General features: G+C 63.3%; 20 protein-coding genes. 14 read left to right on the forward strand and 6 right to left on the reverse strand.

The features are described from left to right. Positions 1-205 precede the first annotated feature (205 nt). Entirely contained in the window at positions 206-1,612 is a 1,407-nt protein-coding gene (gene pdxR, locus QA637_RS09600) for a MocR-like pyridoxine biosynthesis transcription factor PdxR (protein WP_153439535.1), read from the reverse strand. Positions 1,613-1,732: 120 nt separating this feature from the next. On the opposite strand from pdxR, the gene QA637_RS09605 reads away from it, so the two are divergent. The 8 genes from QA637_RS09605 (at position 1,733) to QA637_RS09640 (ending at position 8,433) form a co-directional block, all read left to right on the forward strand. Continuing rightward, on the forward strand, positions 1,733-2,149 hold the full coding sequence (locus QA637_RS09605) for a cupin domain-containing protein (RefSeq protein ID WP_153439534.1): 417 nt from the start codon (positions 1,733-1,735) through the stop codon (positions 2,147-2,149). Positions 2,150-2,187: 38 nt separating this feature from the next. Further along, positions 2,188-2,643 (forward strand): carboxymuconolactone decarboxylase family protein, encoded by a 456-nt coding sequence (locus QA637_RS09610; protein WP_153439533.1) that lies wholly within the window; start codon positions 2,188-2,190, stop codon positions 2,641-2,643. A gap of 88 nt (positions 2,644-2,731) precedes the next feature. After that, positions 2,732-3,643, forward strand: coding sequence for an NAD-dependent epimerase/dehydratase family protein (locus QA637_RS09615; protein ID WP_283061272.1), 912 nt, complete (start codon positions 2,732-2,734; stop codon positions 3,641-3,643). A gap of 287 nt (positions 3,644-3,930) precedes the next feature. Next, positions 3,931-4,395, forward strand: coding sequence for a DUF6130 family protein (locus QA637_RS09620; protein WP_151613259.1), 465 nt, complete (start codon positions 3,931-3,933; stop codon positions 4,393-4,395). 100 nt (positions 4,396-4,495) lie between these two features. Beyond that, complete coding sequence (locus QA637_RS09625) at positions 4,496-5,959, forward strand: amidase family protein (RefSeq protein WP_153439531.1); 1,464 nt, start codon at positions 4,496-4,498, stop codon at positions 5,957-5,959. A 45-nt stretch (positions 5,960-6,004) separates the two neighbouring features. Further along, positions 6,005-6,448: a peptide-methionine (R)-S-oxide reductase MsrB gene (gene msrB, locus QA637_RS09630; protein WP_153439530.1), complete on the forward strand. Its 444-nt coding sequence runs from the start codon at positions 6,005-6,007 to the stop codon at positions 6,446-6,448. After that, positions 6,449-6,955, forward strand: a complete 507-nt coding sequence (gene msrA, locus QA637_RS09635) for a peptide-methionine (S)-S-oxide reductase MsrA (RefSeq protein ID WP_153439529.1) — start codon at positions 6,449-6,451, stop codon at positions 6,953-6,955. Between the two features lie 248 nt (positions 6,956-7,203). Further along, a complete protein-coding gene (locus tag QA637_RS09640) occupies positions 7,204-8,433 on the forward strand; it encodes a bifunctional alpha/beta hydrolase/OsmC family protein (RefSeq protein WP_283061273.1) in 1,230 nt (409 codons plus the stop codon). A gap of 58 nt (positions 8,434-8,491) precedes the next feature. On the opposite strand, the gene QA637_RS09645 is transcribed toward QA637_RS09640, so the two are convergent. Both QA637_RS09645 and QA637_RS09650 read right to left on the reverse strand, forming a co-directional pair. Beyond that, positions 8,492-8,878, reverse strand: a complete 387-nt coding sequence (locus QA637_RS09645) for a YkvA family protein (protein WP_283061274.1) — start codon at positions 8,876-8,878, stop codon at positions 8,492-8,494. A gap of 411 nt (positions 8,879-9,289) precedes the next feature. After that, positions 9,290-10,888 carry a winged helix-turn-helix domain-containing tetratricopeptide repeat protein gene (locus QA637_RS09650; protein ID WP_283061275.1) on the reverse strand — a complete coding sequence of 533 codons (1,599 nt, stop codon included), beginning with the start codon at positions 10,886-10,888 and terminating at the stop codon, positions 9,290-9,292. A 171-nt stretch (positions 10,889-11,059) separates the two neighbouring features. On the opposite strand from QA637_RS09650, the gene QA637_RS09655 reads away from it, so the two are divergent. The 6 genes from QA637_RS09655 to QA637_RS09680 all read left to right on the forward strand — a co-directional run bounded on the left by QA637_RS09655 (position 11,060) and on the right by QA637_RS09680 (position 16,129). Then, on the forward strand, positions 11,060-11,812 hold the full coding sequence (locus QA637_RS09655; protein ID WP_153439525.1) for an SDR family oxidoreductase: 753 nt from the start codon (positions 11,060-11,062) through the stop codon (positions 11,810-11,812). A gap of 98 nt (positions 11,813-11,910) precedes the next feature. After that, positions 11,911-12,324 (forward strand): cupin domain-containing protein, encoded by a 414-nt coding sequence (locus QA637_RS09660; protein ID WP_153439524.1) that lies wholly within the window; start codon positions 11,911-11,913, stop codon positions 12,322-12,324. Between the two features lie 225 nt (positions 12,325-12,549). Continuing rightward, positions 12,550-13,362 (forward strand): class I SAM-dependent methyltransferase, encoded by an 813-nt coding sequence (locus tag QA637_RS09665; protein WP_283061276.1) that lies wholly within the window; start codon positions 12,550-12,552, stop codon positions 13,360-13,362. Between the two features lie 49 nt (positions 13,363-13,411). Next, positions 13,412-14,947, forward strand: a complete 1,536-nt coding sequence (locus tag QA637_RS09670; protein ID WP_283061277.1) for a winged helix-turn-helix domain-containing protein — start codon at positions 13,412-13,414, stop codon at positions 14,945-14,947. A 133-nt stretch (positions 14,948-15,080) separates the two neighbouring features. Then, positions 15,081-15,287, forward strand: a complete 207-nt coding sequence (locus QA637_RS09675) for a hypothetical protein (protein WP_153439518.1) — start codon at positions 15,081-15,083, stop codon at positions 15,285-15,287. A gap of 50 nt (positions 15,288-15,337) precedes the next feature. Beyond that, positions 15,338-16,129: a phosphotransferase gene (locus tag QA637_RS09680; protein ID WP_283061278.1), complete on the forward strand. Its 792-nt coding sequence runs from the start codon at positions 15,338-15,340 to the stop codon at positions 16,127-16,129. A 1-nt stretch (position 16,130) separates the two neighbouring features. Here QA637_RS09680 and QA637_RS09685 read toward each other — a convergent pair whose 3' ends face one another. The 3 genes from QA637_RS09685 to QA637_RS09695 all read right to left on the reverse strand — a co-directional run bounded on the left by QA637_RS09685 (position 16,131) and on the right by QA637_RS09695 (position 19,269). Then, complete coding sequence (locus QA637_RS09685) at positions 16,131-16,808, reverse strand: glutathione S-transferase family protein (RefSeq protein ID WP_283061279.1); 678 nt, start codon at positions 16,806-16,808, stop codon at positions 16,131-16,133. 388 nt (positions 16,809-17,196) lie between these two features. Beyond that, positions 17,197-18,444 (reverse strand): sensor histidine kinase, encoded by a 1,248-nt coding sequence (locus tag QA637_RS09690; RefSeq protein WP_283061280.1) that lies wholly within the window; start codon positions 18,442-18,444, stop codon positions 17,197-17,199. Between the two features lie 126 nt (positions 18,445-18,570). Continuing rightward, on the reverse strand, positions 18,571-19,269 hold the full coding sequence (locus QA637_RS09695) for a response regulator (RefSeq protein WP_153439512.1): 699 nt from the start codon (positions 19,267-19,269) through the stop codon (positions 18,571-18,573). Positions 19,270-19,282 lie beyond the last annotated feature (13 nt).

Raw genomic sequence — 19,282 nt, forward strand, 5'->3', positions numbered from 1 at the left:
ATTGAATGCTGAAGCCGAGATATCTCGATACACTTTGATACGAAGAGTCCGGCATGCCAGCGGAGCACTTAAGCAGGGCACGACGGTAGCCTAATGGGTTTGGCGAGTGCTTCTCGCCGTCATCCCTGTGCTTGTTGTTTAGCCCGGAGACATAACTGACGGGTGTTCGGGGAGATGCCTTGCCGTACCGAATACTCCGTCGCCGTCACACAAAGCGGCTGATGATCCCCTGCAGACGGTCGCAGGATCTTGCGAGCTGCCTTTGCGGTGCCGTCGCGAGGCCCAGCAGCAAGCCGGCTTTTGCGGAATCCGGCGACGCATACCAGACGGAGAGCGGAGCCGGGGCCATTCCGAAAGCCAGCGTTTCCCTGACGATGTAAACGTCCGGCGCGCCGTCCGGCAAGTGCAGCAGCACGGCGAGGCCGGCAACAGTGATCTTCCCGGCATGCGGCCGAAGACTTTTCAGCAAGGCGTCGCGTTGGGCTGCATAGACGCGCTTCGTGCGCCTGAGATGCCGCATGTAGTGGCCTTCGCGCATGAATTCGGCGGTTGCGAGCTGCACGGAAGGTCCCGGAGGCGGCGCGAGACAGGCCGCGACCTCCGCAAAGCGGGATGCGAGCACCGGCGGCGCGACGACAAAGCCGAGCCTCAGCGCGGGGCTGATGGTCTTGCTGAAGGAACCAATGTGAATGACGCGCCCGGCGCGATCGAGCGAGGCGAGCGCCGGTGCAGCGCGGCCATCGAGCTGCAGTTCGCTCAAATAGTCGTCCTCGATCACCCAGGCTTGGCTCCGAGCTGCCCAGTCGAGAAGGCGCAACCGCCGCGCGAGTGACAGGGTGGGCCCGAGCGGCGCCTGCTGGCCGGGCGTCACGACCACCAGCGCCGCATCCGGGGCATGGCGGATGCCGTGGTCGACATCGATGCCGTCGGCATCGACCGGGATCGGCGCGAGCGACAATCTGGCGAGCTCCAGCCCGTGCCGGGTGAACGGGAAACCGGGATCCTCCATCCACACCTTCCTCCCCTCGAGACCGAGGACGCGGAGCGCCAGCCCGAGCCCGTTGGCGTAGCCGCCGGTTATGATGACCTCCGAGGGCGAGCACTCGATGCGGCGTGCGACGGCGAGATAGGCGGCGATTTCCCGCCGCAGTTCGAGTTCGCCGCGCGGGTCGGGGTACATCGCCGGCGCGCTCGACTCCGCCCGCACGGCCTGCGCGCGGATCCTGGCGAAGAGCGTCGCGGGAAAGGTTTCCTGTGCAGGCACGCCCATCTGGAAGATCGCCGGGCCCGCAATCATCTCCAGATACAGCTCCATGAACGAGCCGGGATCGGGCGGCTGCTCGACCCGGGTAATGCCGGCGGGACGATCCGCGACACGAGTTCCCGCCGCGCGGGATGCGACGATCAGTTGGGCAGCGGAGAGCTTCTCGTAGGCCGTGCGCACCGTGCCGCGCGCAACACCAAGCTGGGCCGCAAGATCGAGCCAGGACGGCAGACGCGCGCCCGGGGCGAGCACCCCGCTTTCAATCGCGGTGCTGATGCCTTTGCGGATCTGCTCGGCCAGCGGCGTCTTCGCAGACCGGTCGAGTTCCAGTTTCAGCGGCTCGTCCATGCACTCTTGGTACACGATTTTTGCCGGTTCTTGGTGCTTTTTTTAGAACCAGAAGACCGTCATTTCTAGGCGGCAAGGAAAAAACGTCATCCTGGCCACACGCAAAGGAGAACCGTCGTCATGACCATACGACCTTTGATTGGCGCTGTCGGCGCCGCCCTCGCCATAGCCACCGCGATGCCGGCCGCAGCGCATGATCTTGGCGAAACCGTTACGCCCCACTTCGAAAAGGCGATGCCCAACATCCCGGGCAAGACGCTGAGCGCGCTCATCGTCGACTATGCGCCGGGCGGGGCCTCGCTTCCGCACGACCATGCAAAGTCTGCTTTCATCTTCGCCTACGTCGTCTCCGGAGAAATCGAGTCGAAGGTAAACGACGGACCAACCCAAACCTACCGCGCTGGCGAGGGCTGGTACGAACCACCGGGCTCCGCCCATCTCGTCAGCCGCAATGCGAGCGAGATCAAGCCCGCAAAGCTGCTCGCCGTCATCGTCCACGACAGCGGCGAAAAGAACATCACCACCCCGCACGAGTGAACCAGCGTTCAAACGAAACACCTTTGAGGACAAGACATATGAGCAAGCGTCTCGACTACAACCAGATCGCACCGGCCGGCGTCAAAGCGCTTGGCGGAGTCTACGGCTACGTCATGCAGAGCAGCCTCCCCCCGGCGCTGGTCGATCTGGTCTATCTTCGTATCTCGCAGATCAACAACTGCGCCTACTGCCTCGACATGCACACCCGCGACCTCATCAAAAAAGGGCAGAAGATCGAGAAGATCGCGCTGGTGCAGGCGTGGCGCGAAGCCGGCAATCTCTTCGACGAGCGTGAGCGGGCCGCCCTCGCCTGGGCGGAAACGGTCACGCGCGTTGCCGAAACCAACGTGCCGAACGAAGCCTACGAGGCCGTGCGTGCCGTGTTCGACGAGCGCGAACTCGTTGATCTCACGATCGCGATCGGCCTGATGAACACTTACAACCGCATGGCGATCAGTTTCCGCAATACGCCACAGGCTACACTCGAGAACTAAACGGGAGAAGCCTGTCCTTTCAATGATTTAGGGCCATTTCGCGGTATTCACTGAAACCATGAAGTGCCCCAGGTCAGGGAGTTTGGCTATGAAGATATTCATCGCAGGTGCCACCGGTGCCGTTGGCCTGCCGCTGGTGCGGGCGCTCACGAGCCTCGGCCATCAGGTAACCGGCATGACGCGCCCCGGAGCGGGGTCGGATCGTCTGCGTGAGCTCGGAGTGGAGATGTCGTTCGCCGATGCCTTCGATTCAGAGGCGGTCCATCGCGCGATCGAGGTGGCGGCGCCGGACGTGGTGATCGACCAGCTCACCCGGCTTCCGGCCAACCCGGCCGACATCATCAAGGCGATGCCCGACGATACCCGTCTTCACCGCGAGGGCGGCGCCAATCTGCTCGCCGCGGCCGAAAAGCTCGGCGTCGGCCGCTACATCCTGCAGTCTCGCGGCTTCTACCTGGAGGCCCCGGCGGGAGAGCTCGCCGACGAGACCGCAAGGCTCAGATACGACGCGCCCGGCCAGATCGGCGAAAGCACGCGCACCATCGGCGCCTACGAGGACCGGGTGCTTGCCTCGCGGTCGCTCGACGGCGTCGTGCTGCGCTACGGCTTCTTCTATGGTCCTGGCACCTGGTACAGGCCGGCGGGAGCGATCGCGGATCAGGCGCGCAATGGTCAATCGGCGATTATCGGTGAAGGAAACGCCGTCTGGTCGTTCGTGCACATCGACGACGCGATCGCCGCGACGGTCGCATCGCTTTACGCCGAGCCGGGCGTCTACAATGTCGTCGACGACGATCCCCTCCCCGTTTCCGAATGGTTGCCGGCCTTCGCCCGCTCGGTCGATGCGCCGGAGCCCAAGCGCGTGAGCGTGGAAGACGCGCTGACAGCGGCGGGCGAGGAAGCGGTCTACTATCACACCCGCCTGACCGGAGCCTCCAACGGCCGGGCAAAAGCAAAACTCGGCTTCGCGCCGCGGCCGCTACTGTGGAAGGGTGCCTGAGACTTTGCCATTCCTGGAAGGCGTTGGTGGTGTTGGATCGCCCTTGCTCCTACATAGCGATACAGTTTGCGAGCATCCGAACACATTCAAGATACGAGCATGCGTCAGTTTTCGCCCAACGGTTCGGACCGACCCGCGAGCCGTGAGACCGAGGCGTGACATGGGATCGTTCGCTCACAACGTAAAAGAGAGCTTCCCGAGACGTGACTATTCGGTCCTTCGCCTGCCGGGCTCATGTTTATATCCGGCAGAAGGAAACGGGTCTCTAAACCAAAGGAACGACTGAAATGATCCTGCTCATCAAGACGCTTGCCGCCGCCACTGCCGCTACTGTGCTCGCAACCGGCGCCTTCGCCCAGAGCGCGCGGGAGATCCGCGGCCCCTCGCCCTATGTTGCCGTCGAGAACGAGCCCGCGCCTAAGCTGATCGTAGACCCCCCGCTTCCTGAAGGGATTGCCCAGGGTGTCTACTGGGCCCAGTACCGGGTGGAGAACCTACGCATCGTGCCGGTGTTTGGGGCGGGCGCCGTCGACGTGTCTCCACGCATCGGACATCTCCACGTTATCGTCGATGACCTGCCGTGGTGGTGGGCGGACGCGAGTGACAACAACACCGTCGATATAGCCAATTTCCCACCCGGCCCGCACAAGGTGAATATCCGGTTGGTCGACGCCAATCACAACGTGATCCCCGGGCAGGAGGTGACGCACACGTTCACCGTCCCTGACACGGCGGCTCCTCACACGCACTGAGGATCGCTCTCCGATGCGCTGCCGCGCAGTTGACAACTGCGCGGCCCTGAACGTGACGGCCGATGGCATGTTGGTCGTCCTGGGCTAAAGTGAGGTTATCATGCACGAGAACGAAGCATTCATTAAAACAGCCTCGGAGCCGGAAGCGGAAGGGCTCACCGGGCTTGGCATCGTCGCAGCGGCAGCCGCCATTCGTAATGGCGACATCTCCTCGGAGTCATACACGGCCGCTCTCCTCCAGCGCGCCCGGACGCACTCCGATCTGAATGCGTTCATCACGATAGATGAAGCAGCTGCGCTGGCGGCGGCCAGAAATGCGGACAAGGCACGCGCCGCTGGTTCCACTGCTCCCCTTCTCGGCGTTCCGTTAGCGGTCAAGGACAGCTATCTGACTAAAGGATTGCGAACGACGCTTGGTGTGCGGAATCTCGAAGGTTTCGTGCCGGAGAAGGACGCGGAGGTCGTTGCCGCGATCAAGAATGCTGGCGGCGTTGTCTTTGGCAAAAATAACCTTGTCGAGATGTCCTATGGCTTGACCGGCAACAACAGCACCTATGGTCAGGTGAAAAACCCTCATAGCCGCAATCATGTCTCCGGGGGCTCCTCGAGTGGGGCGGGCGCGTCCGTCGCGGCTCGCATCGTACCCGCGGCCCTCGGGGGCGATACGGTAGGTTCGATCCGGGTGCCTGCGTCGCTGTGTGGCGTGGTTGGCTTCAAGCCGACGACGGGACGGTGGCCAGGCAACGGGGTCGCGCCGATCTCTCATACCCTCGACACAACAGGCGTGCTTGCGCGCAATGTCGAAGACTGCGCCCTGATTGATCAAATCGTCACGAAGGCTGAACGGACCGCACGCTCCGATCGATCTGACCTGAAGGGTGTCAGGTTAGCCTATGCGCCTCGGCAGCATCTTGATCTGGTCGAGCCCGACATCGAGGCGCATTTCAAAGACACAGTTCGGCGGCTACGCAAGGCTGGTGCCGAGATTGTCGCAATAGACCTCGGAGAAGACTTCTCCTCGATCACCGAAAGGGCAACGTGGAACATCTTTTTCCATGAGACGATGGATGCGATCTCGGGATTTCTTCATTACAACGGAATTCCTACTTCGTTCGACGCAATCTATAACGGCTTGAAACCTGGCCTAAGAGAAGCTTGGGGGCACGTCGTTTTACCGAACGGACCTGGATATATTTCTCGCGAGACATATGAGGCAGCACTGACACTCGATCGTCCGGAAATCCAACGTCGATTCAGCGAAGCCTTTGCCCGCAGCGGGGCTGTCGCACTTCTCTTTCCAACGACACCCTGCACGGCACCATTGATCGAGCAGCAGTCGAAGTTCTCAATCGCAGATCAGGAGGTCAGCGATTTGGTTCTGGCAAAGAACACCATCGCCGCGAGCTTGGCCGGCTTGCCAGGTATCAGCATTCCTACGGGCCTGTCTAAAAACGGGCTTCCGCTAGGGCTCGAGATTGACGGTGCGCACGGGCGTGACAGCAGCCTCCTCGAACTCGCACGTCGTGTGGAAGCGGCCGTCGGGACGCTGCCATCACCTAGCTGAACGATCGGCGCTGCTCGATCAAGATCTAAACAACGGAGACAGGCAATGACCTATAAGAAGACCGACGAAGCGGTCAGCAAGCTGACACCCGAGCAGTTTCGGGTGACCCAGCAGAACGGCACCGAGCGCCCCTTCACAGGCGAATATAATGACAACAAGAGGCCAGGCATCTATGTCGACATCGTTTCCGGCGAGCCGCTGTTCGCCTCGGCCGACAAGTTCGATTCCGGCTGCGGCTGGCCGAGCTTCACCAAGCCGATCGCGCCGGCAAACGTCAAGGAACTCAGGGACGACTCCTATGGTATGATCCGTACCGAGGTGCGCTCGAAGCATGGCGATAGCCACCTCGGCCATGTGTTTCCCGACGGCCCGAAGGATCGGGGCGGATTGCGTTACTGCATCAATTCCGCCTCGCTGCGCTTCATTCCGCGTGAGGAAATGGAGGCCGAGGGCTACGGCGAGTATATCAACCAGGTAGAGGATATCTGAATGACCGAGAGAGCTGTTTTGGCCGGTGGGTGCTTCTGGGGGATGCAGGACTTGATCCGCAAGCTCCCCGGCGTCGTCGCGACCCGCGTGGGCTACACCGGCGGCGACGTGCCGAACGCGACTTACCGCAATCATGGCAGCCACGCCGAGGGCATCGAGATCGTCTTCGATCCCGAGAAGATCAGCTACAGGCGGATCCTGGAGTTTTTCTTCCAGATCCACGATCCAACCACGAAGAACCGACAGGGCAACGACATCGGCCTCTCCTACCGGTCGGCGATCTACTACGTCGATGAAGAGCAGAAGCGGATAGCCGAGGACACCATCGCAGACGTCGAAGCCTCGGGCCTGTGGCCGGGCAAGGTGGTGACCGAAGTCGAGCCTGTGGGTGACTTCTGGGAGGCGGAGCCGGAGCACCAGGACTACCTGGAGCGCTTCCCCAACGGCTATACCTGCCACTTCCCGCGCCCCAACTGGGTATTGCCCCGGCGGTCGGCGGCCGAATAACCGCCCGCCGGTCTCCGGCCGCGGAGACTACTGTTGCGTTCGAGCGAACTCTGAAGCGCCCGGCGGATACGCCGGGCACGTTGCACGCAGCATGAAGAAGGGAGAAGAAGCCTTGCCGCACAGCAACCGACAAGCCAGCAGCAGGCTTTCGTGGCCTGTAGGGCCTGAAAAGACGCGCAAAGGTGTAAGTACCCGGTCGCCGCTGCAGATGTAGAATGAGCATTTCCTTTAGAGCAAAGGAGCGCATCATGGCCTTCAATACGCAACGGCTCCAATTTCCCGGTCATTCTGGCGCAATCCTTGCCGCCCGCCTCGATCTGCCCAACGGGCCATTGCGCGCCTACGCAATCTTTGCCCATTGCTTCACCTGCTCCAAGGATTTCGTGGCAGCACGCCGCGTCGCGGCCGAGCTTGCGCGCGAAGGCGTCGGTGTCCTTCGCTTCGATTTTACGGGTCTCGGATCGAGCGGGGGCGAATTCGCCTCGACGAATTTCTCCTCCAATGTCGCAGACCTGCTTTCGGCCGCCGACTATCTCCGTCAACACTATGCGGCACCGTCGTTGCTCATCGGCCACTCGCTCGGGGGCGCAGCTGTTCTCGCCGTCGCCAGAGACATTCCTGAAGTGCGCGCCGTCGCCACCATCGGGGCGCCGGCCGATGTCGGCCACGTATTGAAGAACTTCGGTGCAAGCCTCGAGGAGATCGAGAAGAGCGGCTCGGCCGACGTCAATCTCGCCGCGCGCACGTTCCTCATAAGAAAGCAATTTGTCGAGGACGCGCGTGAGCAACGCATCAAGGCCGCTGTTTCGAGCCTGAAAAAGCCGCTCCTCATCCTTCACGCACCGCTGGACCAGACGGTTGGGATCGAGAACGCCACCGAAATCTTCCTCGCGGCGAAGCATCCCAAGAGTTTCGTTTCGCTGGACAAGGCCGATCACCTGCTCACCGACCCTGAAGACGCCGCCTTCGCCGGTCGGATCATCTCGGGATGGCTGACGCGCTATCTCGTCGCCGACACGCCACAGGGCACGCAACCGATCGAACATGTCCGCGTGATGGAAACGGGCGAAGGCAAGTTTCAGAACGCGGTCCAGGCCGGCGGCCATAGGCTTTTCGCCGACGAACCCGAAACCGTGGGTGGGCTCGATTCCGGCCCTTCGCCCTATGATTTTCTGTCGATCGCGCTTGGCGCCTGCACGTCGATGACGCTGCGCCTCTATGCCGAGCACAAGGGGTTTGCGCTCGGCCGCATCGGCGTCGACGTCTCGCATGCCAAGATCCACGCGAAGGACTGCGAGGAATGCACCGAGTCGGAGCGCAGCGGCAGCGCCAGGATCGACCATTTCGAGCGCGTCATTTCCATCGACGGCGAAGTCTCGGAAGAGCTTCGCGGCAAGATCGTCGAAATTGCCGGCAAATGCCCGGTTCATCGGACGCTCGAGGCCGTGGCGAAGATAAAAACCGTCGTGAAATCATAGGCGCGCTTGAAAGGACGCAGCGACGCTGCAGGCGAGGGACGATAGGTACAGCCTTGCCTCAGCGAACGGCCGCGCCGATCACCATCCAGACGATGAGGGCCGCGAGCAGCAGCCATATCGCGATGATCGCAACCAGCCCGCCTCGACTGACGGGACGCTCGGTGCGCTTCGTTGCTTCGATGCGCAAGTCCGTGAGAACATCGGTTGGAATCAGCTTGAGCGCGGCGACGATGCCGATTGGGACGATGACGAGGTCATCGAGATATCCGAGGACCGGAACGAAGTCGGGGATCAGGTCGATCGGCGACAGGGCATAGGCCGCGACCGCGCCGGCGGCGAGCTTCGCATACGAGGGAACGCGCCGGTCACGCGCCGCCAACCACAGAACGACGACATCCCGCTTGATGCCCTTCGCCCATTTCTTTGCCCGGTCCAGCCACTGCATGTTCGCTCCCGCCTATTTCCTTAAATCCTAGCCGATTCAAGGTTAAAAACTGCAAGCAATCCAAAGTGCGATGGTGTCTTCCGCGCGTCTGACAGGACGCGCGGCGCTGTAGATACAGGATCCCGCGAACGTCGCACCTGCGTTTTTCGCAATCAGCTGACGATGCCCGAACATCACGTCGGGAGACGTGAGCGCCGCAAGCGAAACACCTTCGATTAGCAGCCCGCGGGTGTCGGAGCGATTGAAGGCGACGTATACGCCGGAGGCCGTGTCGATCGAGGCTGCGAGAAAAACCCGCGTAATTGCGGATGCCGGTATTTTCCTGAGCGGCATCAGAGAACGCGATCACGTCGCCGCGGCCACGCGCGTGGCTCGCCTGAGCGCAATTCACGCTCATGCGATGTGCCGCCGTCACTCGGGCACGCCGGCTAATCTCAGGCCCTCGGCGAGCCGCGCAAGATCCTCCGGGCGATGGATCGGCATCCAGTCCCCGAGGTTGGAGACGCTGAGGGACGGGTCGAGCGCGCGCAGCCGCTGCATCGCCTGCCGTGCCTCCTCCGGGCGCCCGGAAAGCGCGTGGCTTGCCGCCACCACGACGGCCGCGGGGAGCAAGCTCGGCAGGTTCCCCAGCGCCTTCTCCGCCCAGGCCGAGGCGGAATCGAAGCGCCCCGCGAAGAAATTCGCCAGGGCCATCCCGACCTGCATCCGGAACATTTCCGGATCCAGCGGACTGAGCCGTACGGCATGCGCCAGGTGCTCGATAGCGGCGTCTGTTTCACCACGGAGAGCCCGCAGCGTGCCGCCGAGGAACCAGGCCGGGGCGAGATTCGGATTGAGAAACTTCGCCCTGTCGAGGAGCGCGATGCCGCCGTCGAGGTCGCCGGTGAGATGGGCGAGCGCATGTCCTCCCCGCGTCAGCGCCGCCGCATCGTCCCGGCCGAGCTCAACCGCAAGGCGCGCCAGCCGCGCACCCTCCGCGATCTCGCCGGCGCGATCGGACATCCAGCCATTGACCTTGCGCCAGAAATGGCACCAGGCCGCCATGCCATAGGCCGACGCAAATTCCGGGTCGAGCTCAGTCGCCCTGTAGAACAAGGATAGCGCCACCTCGATTGCCTCACGGGTCCCGTTGTGCACCTTCGCCGTGCCGCGCAGGTAATAGTCGTAGGCGTCGAGGCTGTCCGTCGGCTTGCGCTTGGCGCGCTCGATCTCCGCCCGTTCGAGCTGCGGCGCGATCGCGCCGACGACGCTTTCGGCTATCTGGTCCTGCAGCTCGAAGATGTCGTCGAGCGTGCCTTCGAAGCGCTCCGCCCATAGGTGCGCGCCGGTGGTCGTGTCGATGAGCTGACCGGTGATGCGCACCTTGTTGCCGGACTTGCGCAGGCTGCCCTCGAGCACGTAGCGCACGCCAAGCTCGCGGCCGACTTCCTTCACGTCGACCGCCCGCCCCTTGTAGGTGAAGCTCGAATTGCGCGCGATGACGAACAGCCAGCGCATCCGCGAAAGAGCCGCGATGATGTCCTCCACCACGCCGTCGGCGAAATATTCCTGCTCCGGATCGCCGCTGAGATTGACGAACGGCAGGACGGTGATGGAGGGTTTATCCGGAAGGACGAGTGTCGGCGCGGGCGGCTCCTTCTGCACGCCGGAGCCCTGTTCTAAGACGCCCCGCCCGTCGCGCTGCCCTAGCTCCCCAATCTCGTCGATGCTGATCTCGCCGACGAAGCGGAAGCCCTTGCGGGCGACGGTGCGGATGAGGCGCTGCTCCTCGCCGCTGTCGCCGATGGCCTTGCGAACTGCATTGATGTGGCTGGTGATGGTCGATTCCGATACGATCCGGCCGCCCCACACCGCCTGTAGCAGGTCGTCCTTGCTGACGACGCGGTCGCGATTTCTGACGAGGTGCAGCAACAGGTCGAAGACCTGCGGCCCGACGGCCACGACTTCCGCACGCAGCGTAAGCTCCCGGCGCTCCGGATCGAGCACGTAGTCTCCAAAAACGAACGGCACGTCGGTATCCCTTGGCGAATGATTCCGCCCCCTTGATAGCACCCTTGGACGAATAACCAAGCTTCCCTCAAGCTCATTTCAAGCTCGCCGCAAGGACTTCCCTCGAGCGCCGGGGCACTCTCCACCCAGATCGACGGCAATGGTTGCGGTCGGGAGAAAAGGAGAGAAGCCATGAAGATCGTCGTCATCGGGGGCACCGGCCTCATCGGATCGAAGCTTGTGAAGACCCTCAAGGAGCGCGGCCACGATGCGCTCGCCGCCTCCCCTAACACGGGCGTCAACACCATCACCCGCGAGGGGCTGGCGGAAGCGCTCGACGGCGCCGACATCGTCGTCGATGTGGCGAACGCTCCGGTATGGGAAGACAAGGCGGTGCTCGAGTTCTTCCAGACGTCGGGCCGCAACCTGCTGGCCGCGGAAGCTGCCGCCGGCGTGCGCCACCATGTTGCTCTCTCGATAGTCGGTACCGAGCGGCTTCCGGAGAACGGCTATTTCCGGGCGAAGGTCGCACAGGAAAACCTCATCAAGGGCTCCGGCATTCCCTACACCATCCTGCGCGCCACGCAGTTCTTCGAGTTTGTCGGCGGCATTGCCCAGTCGGCCACCGTCGGAGACGAGATCCGCGTGTCGCCGGCGCTGTTCCAGCCGATCGCGTCGGATGACGTAGTGGCGGCGCTCGCCGACGTCACGCTCGCAGCCCCGGTCAACGGGACCGTCGAAGTCGCCGGTCCGGAGGCGATCCCTCTCGACGAAGTGATTAGGCGCTTTCTCAAGGCAACGAAGGACACGCGCAAGGTCGTGCCGGACGTCCACGCACGCTACTTCGGCGCCGTTCTCGATGACCAGTCGCTCACTCCCGGCGAGAACCCGCGCCTCGGCGCGACCCGCTTCGAGGACTGGCTTGCCCGATCACAGGCTCAGTAAGCAGCCGCTGACCAGACGTCTCGAACAACGCCCCCCGATCCGCGATCCAGGATCAGGGGCGGCGAACGACAGTTTTTTAGCCACGAAGGAGAATTGCAATGTTTACACGATTTCTCTCAGCCGCTGTATTTGCAGCGCTCGCGATCACCACAGCTTCGGCCGGCGACCGGCCTGCCGGCAAGGTGACGATCGTATTCGACCGGCCCCTTCCGAACGTCCCCGGCAAGAGCATGAAGGGCGTGCTTGTCGAATACGAGCCGGGCGGCTCGTCGCCCGCCCACATGCACCCGGACTCCGCCTTCATTTATGCGACGGTGCTCGATGGTGCGATCCGCAGCAGCGTCAACGGTTCGCCGGAAAAGGTCTACAATACCGGCGAAAACTTCTACGAAGAGCCCGGCGCCCTTCACGGCGTCAGCGCGAACGCCAGCGACACGGAATCGGCAAGACTGCTCGCCGTCTTCGTAGTCGACACCGACGAACAGGAACTGACCACGCCCACGACCGAGTGAGCGGGTTCCTCGACACAGCAGCCCTGGCGGAAGGCTCCCCGGGGCTGCTTCGCTTCCGCACGCGGAAACCTCTGCAGGGATCGACGGCGCGTGTGCCCCGTCTTCCCCGTTATCCTTGAGCTTGCCTTGTCGCATCGGTAACGGAAGCGTGGCGGAGACGATCTCACGCGTCTCCCACCCCACCAAAGCATGATACAATCGCCCTTTGGTGGAGGGGGCCGATCCATGGTTACGCAACCGACCTTCAAAACGCTCGAACATCGCGGCTGGAGCGAGCGCGCCCGGATCTACGATCGCTATTCGGGCCGGTTCTGCCGCTACGGCATAGCAGCTCTGCTCAATGCTGCCGGGATCAGCCGTGGCCATTCGACGCTTGATGTCTGTTGCGGCACTGGGGAGGCAAGCCTGGCGGCCGCCGCACGCGGCGCGATCGTCACCGGCGTCGACTTTTCCGAGGAGATGGTCGCAGCGGCAAAAGCCAAGGCCAGCAACGTCCATTTCCAAGTCGGCGACGCCGAGGCGCTCATCTTCGGGGACGCCGCGTTCGACCGCGTCATCAACAATTTCGGCACCCTGCATCTCGCCGACCCTGACCGGGCGATTGCCGAGGCCGCGCGGGTATTGAAGCCCGGCGGCCGCTACGCCTTCACCGTCTGGCGCGGCCCGGACGTCTCGCCGTTGTTCCGCATCCTTCCGGAGGTCGTCAGCAGCCACGGTACGCTCGATGTCGACCTGCCGCCCGCCCCGCCCTTGTTCCGCTTCGCCGAGCGGGAAGAAGCAATGCGGGTGCTCCATGGGGCCGGCTTCACCGACGTCACGTTCGGCGACATCCCCGCCACCCTCGACTTCCCCGTCGCTGAGCTTTCCGACTTCTTCCGACATGCCTTCGTCCGTTCGACCATGGTGCTGGACAGGCAGGAGCCGGCAGCACGGGCGCGGATAGAAGAGGCGCTCGGAGAAAACTTTCAGCCCTTCACCGACAACGGCATCGTCCGCCTGCCTCTCCCCGCCCTCGTCGTCAGTGCCACGCGCGATTGAAGAAACGGCGCCCGTTTCCGCCGGTTGTCCGATCGGCTATATTTCGCGCATGATGGAGTCGCGGCGTGCCTTCGGCCAGTTTGTCCTCGATCCCGCCCGCGGCCTCCTGCTGCGGCATGGCGAATCCGTCGCTCTTGGCCAGCGGGGCTTGGCTCTTCTCGAAGCATTGCTCGACGCCGCCGGCGGCATTGTCTCCAAGACGGAACTGATGGAGCGCGGCTGGCCCGGGATGGTCGTCGAGGAAAGCAATCTCACGGTGCAGATCGCGGCACTCCGCAAGGCGCTCGGCCCAGCGCCTGACGGGCAGGAATGGATCGCGACGGTGCCGCGCGTCGGCTATCGCCTCGTGCAGCCGGGCGCACGGTCTGGAGATGCGGAGGCCGCACTGCCGACGCGCCCTGCCCTCGCCGTCCTGCCTTTCGCCAATCTCGGCGGCGACCCCGGCCAGGACTATTTCGCCGATGGCGTCGTAGACGACATCATCACGGCGCTGAGCCGCTTCCGGAGCTTCGCGGTGATCGCCCGCAATTCCTCCTATGCCTACAAGGGCAGTTTCACTGACGTGCGGCAGGTGGCGAAGGACCTCGGCGTCGGCTACGTGCTCGAAGGCAGTATAAGGCGCTCGGGCAGCCGGCTGAGGATTGCGGCGCAGCTTGTCGACGGCGGCAGCGGCGCACATCTTTGGGCTGAGACCTTGAACGGCGAGCTCGACGACGTCTTCGAATTCCAGGACCGGATCACCGAAAACGTCGCGACGCTTGTCGAGCCGCACATCCAGACCGCCGAAATCGAGCGGTCGCGGCGCGAGCGTCCGGGAAGCATCGCCGCCTACGACATCTATCTGCAGGCGTTGGCAAAGATCTCCACCGAAACGGAGAAGGACAATGCCGAGGCCTATGCGCTGCTCAAGAAGGGTCTCGAGCAGGAGCCCGACAATGCGCACCTGCTTGCTCATGCGGCCTGGGCGCTCGAACACCGCCACACCATGGGCTGGCCGCCGCTCGGCCCCGACGACGTAGCGGAATGCGCAGCCTTCGCGCGCCGCGGCCTTGAACAGGCGGCGGGCGACGCCATGGTGATGGCGCATTGCGGCGTTGCCCTGCTCCAGACCGCCAAGGACTACGACTGGGGCTTGGCCGTGCTGCAATTGGCGGCGGAGGCCAACCCCAACAACCTGATGGTCGTGGTTCGGGCGGGCATCGGTCACCTTCACTGCGGCAGCCTCGATCAGGCGCTTTCCCACTTCCATCGGGCGAACCGGCTGAGCCCGGGAGATCGCGGCGCGCATTTCTCGCTCTGCGGCATCGCCTACGTCGAGATGATGCGCCGCAAGTACCCTGAAGCGCTCGCCTGGGCCGCCCGTGCGCACGCCAGCAACCCGAATTTCGACCCGACGCTCTGGGCACTTGTCGCGGCCAACGCCCATCTCGGCCGCATGGAAGAAGCACATCGCTACCTCGCTGAGCTGAGGAAGATCGCTCCCGGTATAACCATCGCCCGCATCCGCGCCGGCCAGCCCGGCAGGGACTTGAGAATTGCCCCGGTCTTCGAAGGGCTCGCGAAGGCTGGCCTCGAAGAAGGCTGACGCGCAGACGTCGAGACTTGACCGCAGCCCTTTGCAACTTTTTGGAACTTTTCGGCGGTGACTACAGGACCGTAAGCCCCTATCAGCGGAGACTGCTCTCCATAAGGCCGACCGGCGCATGAGGAGAGCGAAGATGATCTCAATCTTGACGATCCTTTCCCTCGATCAGGGCAACATCTATACCCCGCCGCCCGAGCCAGCCGATGAAACCACGGACGTCGGAGGTCCGGTGAATACGCCGGCGGCGGAATCACTACGTGTTTCCTGGAGAAACAGGATCACGGCGCAATTTCAAATTTTTACGGCGGCTTTCTCAAATCTTGGAAGGCGCAGCGCTTAGCAGGCACAGCGCGCCCTTCTCCTCAACCGCACGGCTGCTATCATTCGCCCATGACGAAAGAAGCCGATTTCACGCCGCTTGCCGGCGGCGAGAGAACCGCTGTCAGCCGACGAGGTGGCGTGGTCATCCGGGAGACCGGTCCCTGGGCGCGTTCGGTCCAATCTCTGCTGCGCCATCTTGAGGATGCCGGCTTCGCGGGCGCGCCCCGCGTCGTCGGAGACGGCTTCGACGAGCGAGGCCGTGAAGTCCTCACCTACATCGAAGGCGAGGTCATCAATCCGGCGCCCTGGTCGGACGAGGCCATTCATGCCTTGGGCAGCCTCATGCGTTGCCTGCACGACGCGACTGCATCCTTTCGCCCTCCGGCGGATGCGCTCTGGCGCCCCTGGTTTGGCCGCGGGGTCGGCAGGCCTGATATCATCGGGCACTGCGATGCGGCACCCTGGAACGTCGTTTCGAGGGCCGGCAAGCCGGTCGCGCTGATCGACTGGGAGGCGGCAGGCCCCGTAGACCGGCTGACCGAAATCGCCATGGCAGCCTGGAACAACGCGCAACTTTACGATGACGACGTCGCCGAGATGAACGGCTTGCCTGATGCCGGGCGCCGCCTGCGCCAGGTGCGCCTCTTCTTGGACGGTTACGGCCTGCCAGCCGAAGCGCGGCATCGGCTTGGCTACCGGATCATCGAATTCGCGGCTCAAAGCGCGGCAAACGAGGTGATCGAGCAGCAGATCACGCCCGGAACTGAAATCGCCCCGCGCGTCTGGGGCATCGCCTGGCAGACCCGCAGCGTCGCCTGGCTGATCCGCAACCGTGATGCCTTGGAGAAAGCGTTGCGGTGAGTCAGGCTATAACGCCGCCGGGCTTCTTTTTCATCATCTCTGCGTAGGCTGCTGCCATCCGCTCGGTCTCTTCGAGATAGGGGATCGCGCTCGGACGAGATCGAACCAGGTCGTACAGTCGGGCAATCGACGGAAACTGCAGGCACACGCCTTCGCGATCGAGGTACGCGACCCAGAAGCACAGGTAGAAATCTGCAAGGGAGAAGCGGCTTCCAAGGACATATGGTCCCCTTTTTTCCAGCCTCATATTCATGATGTCCAGGCGGCTGAGGACGAGCGTTTTTGCGAGATCCTGAACCCCGGCGCTATCCGCCAATCTCAGCGAGAACCGGTGCGGAAAATGAAAGCGCTTCATCTCGGATTGTATGTCCCCCGCGACATGGAAAACCGCCGAGAGAAAAGGTCCCCGGTCCGGATCTGTCGGCGAAGGAGCGAGATCCGTAAGCTGGTGCCGGTCAGCCAGATATAACATCAGTGCGGCCACCTCATAGAGCGCGTCGCCGTCAGGCGTAATCAGCACGGGCACAAGGCCGGCCGGGTTTATAGCAAGGAATTCCGCTGTACGGTGCTCGCCATTCAAAATGTCTATTTTTCTGAGTTCGTACTCGATTTTACCTTCCTCGAGCACCCATTGGACGAGCGGTGCGCGGGTGAAGTCACCCCCATAGAGAATGTACATCGGCCTCTCCCCCCAACAGCGCCGCGCGTCTTGTCGGGCGCGCAAAAAGCGGCTGTGACACTTTGAATGACAGCACGTTTTATCCCTAAATCGCTACGGTTTAAGGACATGCAGACGTAACCTAAACGTCACGAGTCCTTCGCTCGCTTCCCAAGCGTGGAGGAAGGCTGCCTGCAACGCCGTGCATTCTTTGACCAAGGTGGAGCCACTCGATTTCGGCTGTCACGGTAACCACACGATTGGATTGAACGGCCGCTTTCGAGAGCATTACATCCATTCGTCACTACTTCCGCGTAACCTGTAGCGGGAGGGCCTTAGCGGCTTTTGCCGCACAACCTGCTGCCACCATGCATGATTTTGTCCTCAAATCGACTCCGATTTGCGGAAATCACGCAGTATGCACCGGAAGCGTCACCACGAAGCAGGCGCCGCCGCCAGACGGAGCTTCATAACGCACCGCACCGCCATGGCGCTCGGTGATCTGGCGCACCAGCGCCAGCCCCAAGCCCCAGCCACCTGTGGCCTCGCTGCGCCCCGAGGGCCGGTAGAACGGCTCGAAAACGCGGGCGCTCTCGCTGTCCGGTATGCCCGGGCCGTGGTCGCGGACCCTGAGTTCCACCATACTGCCTTCCCGCGCGACAGTGGCTGTGACAGGTGGACCGCCGTGGCGCAGCGCGTTCTGCATAAGATTGCGCACGAGCCGGCCAATGAGGCGCGCATCGCCTGTGACAGTCGCCGGCGTGCCGGAGACCTCGACGCCGTTGCGCGCCCCCTCTTCCGAGACCAAGGCCAGCAGGTCGACGGACTCGGGCGCATCGAGTTGTTCCACATGGTCGAGCCTGCTCGCGAGCAGGATCTCCTCGACCAGCGTGTCCAGCTCGGCGAGGTTGCGGACGATCTCCTCCTTGCGACTCTCGTCCGGCGCCTGCTCGTAAAGGTCGATCGCCATGCGCAGGCGCGCCAGCGGCGAGCGCAATTCGTGGCTGGCATTGGCGAGCAGAGCGCGGTGTGACGTGATCAACCGCTCGACATGATCGGCGGCCTTGTTGAAGCTCTTCGCCACCGCCGCGACCTCGTCGCTGCCGTCCTCCGGCACGCGCGCTACGAATTCACCCCTGCCCCAGGCATCCACGCCCCCGCGCAGCCGCTCCAGCCGACGGGTGAGGTGACGCACCACGGGATAGGCGGCGAGCCCGATGACGCCGGCGATCAACGCCAGATAGGCGAGCGGATTGCGGCCGGCCGGGCGGAAGGGCCGCTCCATGCGCGCGGCGACTGCGCGACCGTCGGGCAACTCGGTCACCATGGTGTGAAAGTTGCCTCTGCCGTGGTGCCAGGGCCGCTCGATAATGTAGGGCGGGAGCGGGCGACCGGCGCTCGCGATCAGCTTGCCGCGCGGGTCGTAGACCGCTATGTCGGCGTCGAAGGCCCGTGAAAACCGCTCCAACGTCGCCTCGACCGACGACCGATCCATATCGGGCGGAATGAGCGCGGTGACAAACCGCGCGCGCTGGCTCTCCCAACTCAACTCCTCCTCGCCCTGCCCCAGCCATACGAAGGCCGCGCTGGCGACAGCGACCGCGGCAAGGCTCGCCAGCAGTGTCAGGTAGATTTTCAGGAACAGCCGGCTGCGCATCGCTCTAGGTCTCTGTTTAGATGCATGTCGTTATCCCAAAACCACTCCGCACTTTTGGGCGACATGCATCTTTGGGTTTGCGCATGTCGTTATCCCAAAACCGCTGCGCACTTTTGGGCGACATGCTTATCTCTCGTCGTCCTGGAGGCGGGCGAAAACATAGCCGGTGCCGCGCACGGTGATAATGCGCTTCGGATGCTTCGGGTCGCTCTCGATGGCCGCCCGGATGCGCGAGATATGCACGTCTATGGAGCGGTCGAAGGCTTCCAACTCCTCCCCCTTGACCGTGTCCATCAACTGCTCGCGCGAAAGCGTGCGGCCGGCATTTTCGGCAAGCGCCACAAGCAGGTCGAACTGGTGGCTGGTCAGCACACATTCGCGGCCGTCGACCCTGACCGCGCGGGATCCCGGATCGATCTCCAGCCGCCCGAAGCGAAAGGTCCGCGCAACCGCCGCGCTGCCGTTGCGGCGGCGCAGGATCGCCTTCAGCCGCGCCAGCAGTTCGCGCGGATTGAAGGGCTTCGGCAGATAGTCGTCGGCCCCGAGTTCCAGCCCGACGATGCGGTCTGTCTCTTCGCCCTTGGCCGTGAGCATCAGGATCGGCACGTCTGAGACGGCGCGCATGCGCCGGCAGGTCTCGAAGCCGTCGAAGTCGGGAAGCATGATGTCGAGAATCACGGCGTCCGGCCCATGACGGCCGAGGTCGGCAAGGCCCGCCGTGGCCGTCGCCGCGGTGTGGACGGTGTAGCCGTTCCCGGAGAGGTAGTCGGCAAGCATGGCGGAGAGGCGCGTGTCGTCGTCAACGATCAAGACCCGTTCCGCCATTTCTTGCGCTCCG

This window comes from Sinorhizobium terangae (assembly GCF_029714365.1).
Taxonomy (GTDB): Bacteria; Pseudomonadota; Alphaproteobacteria; order Rhizobiales; family Rhizobiaceae; genus Sinorhizobium; species Sinorhizobium terangae.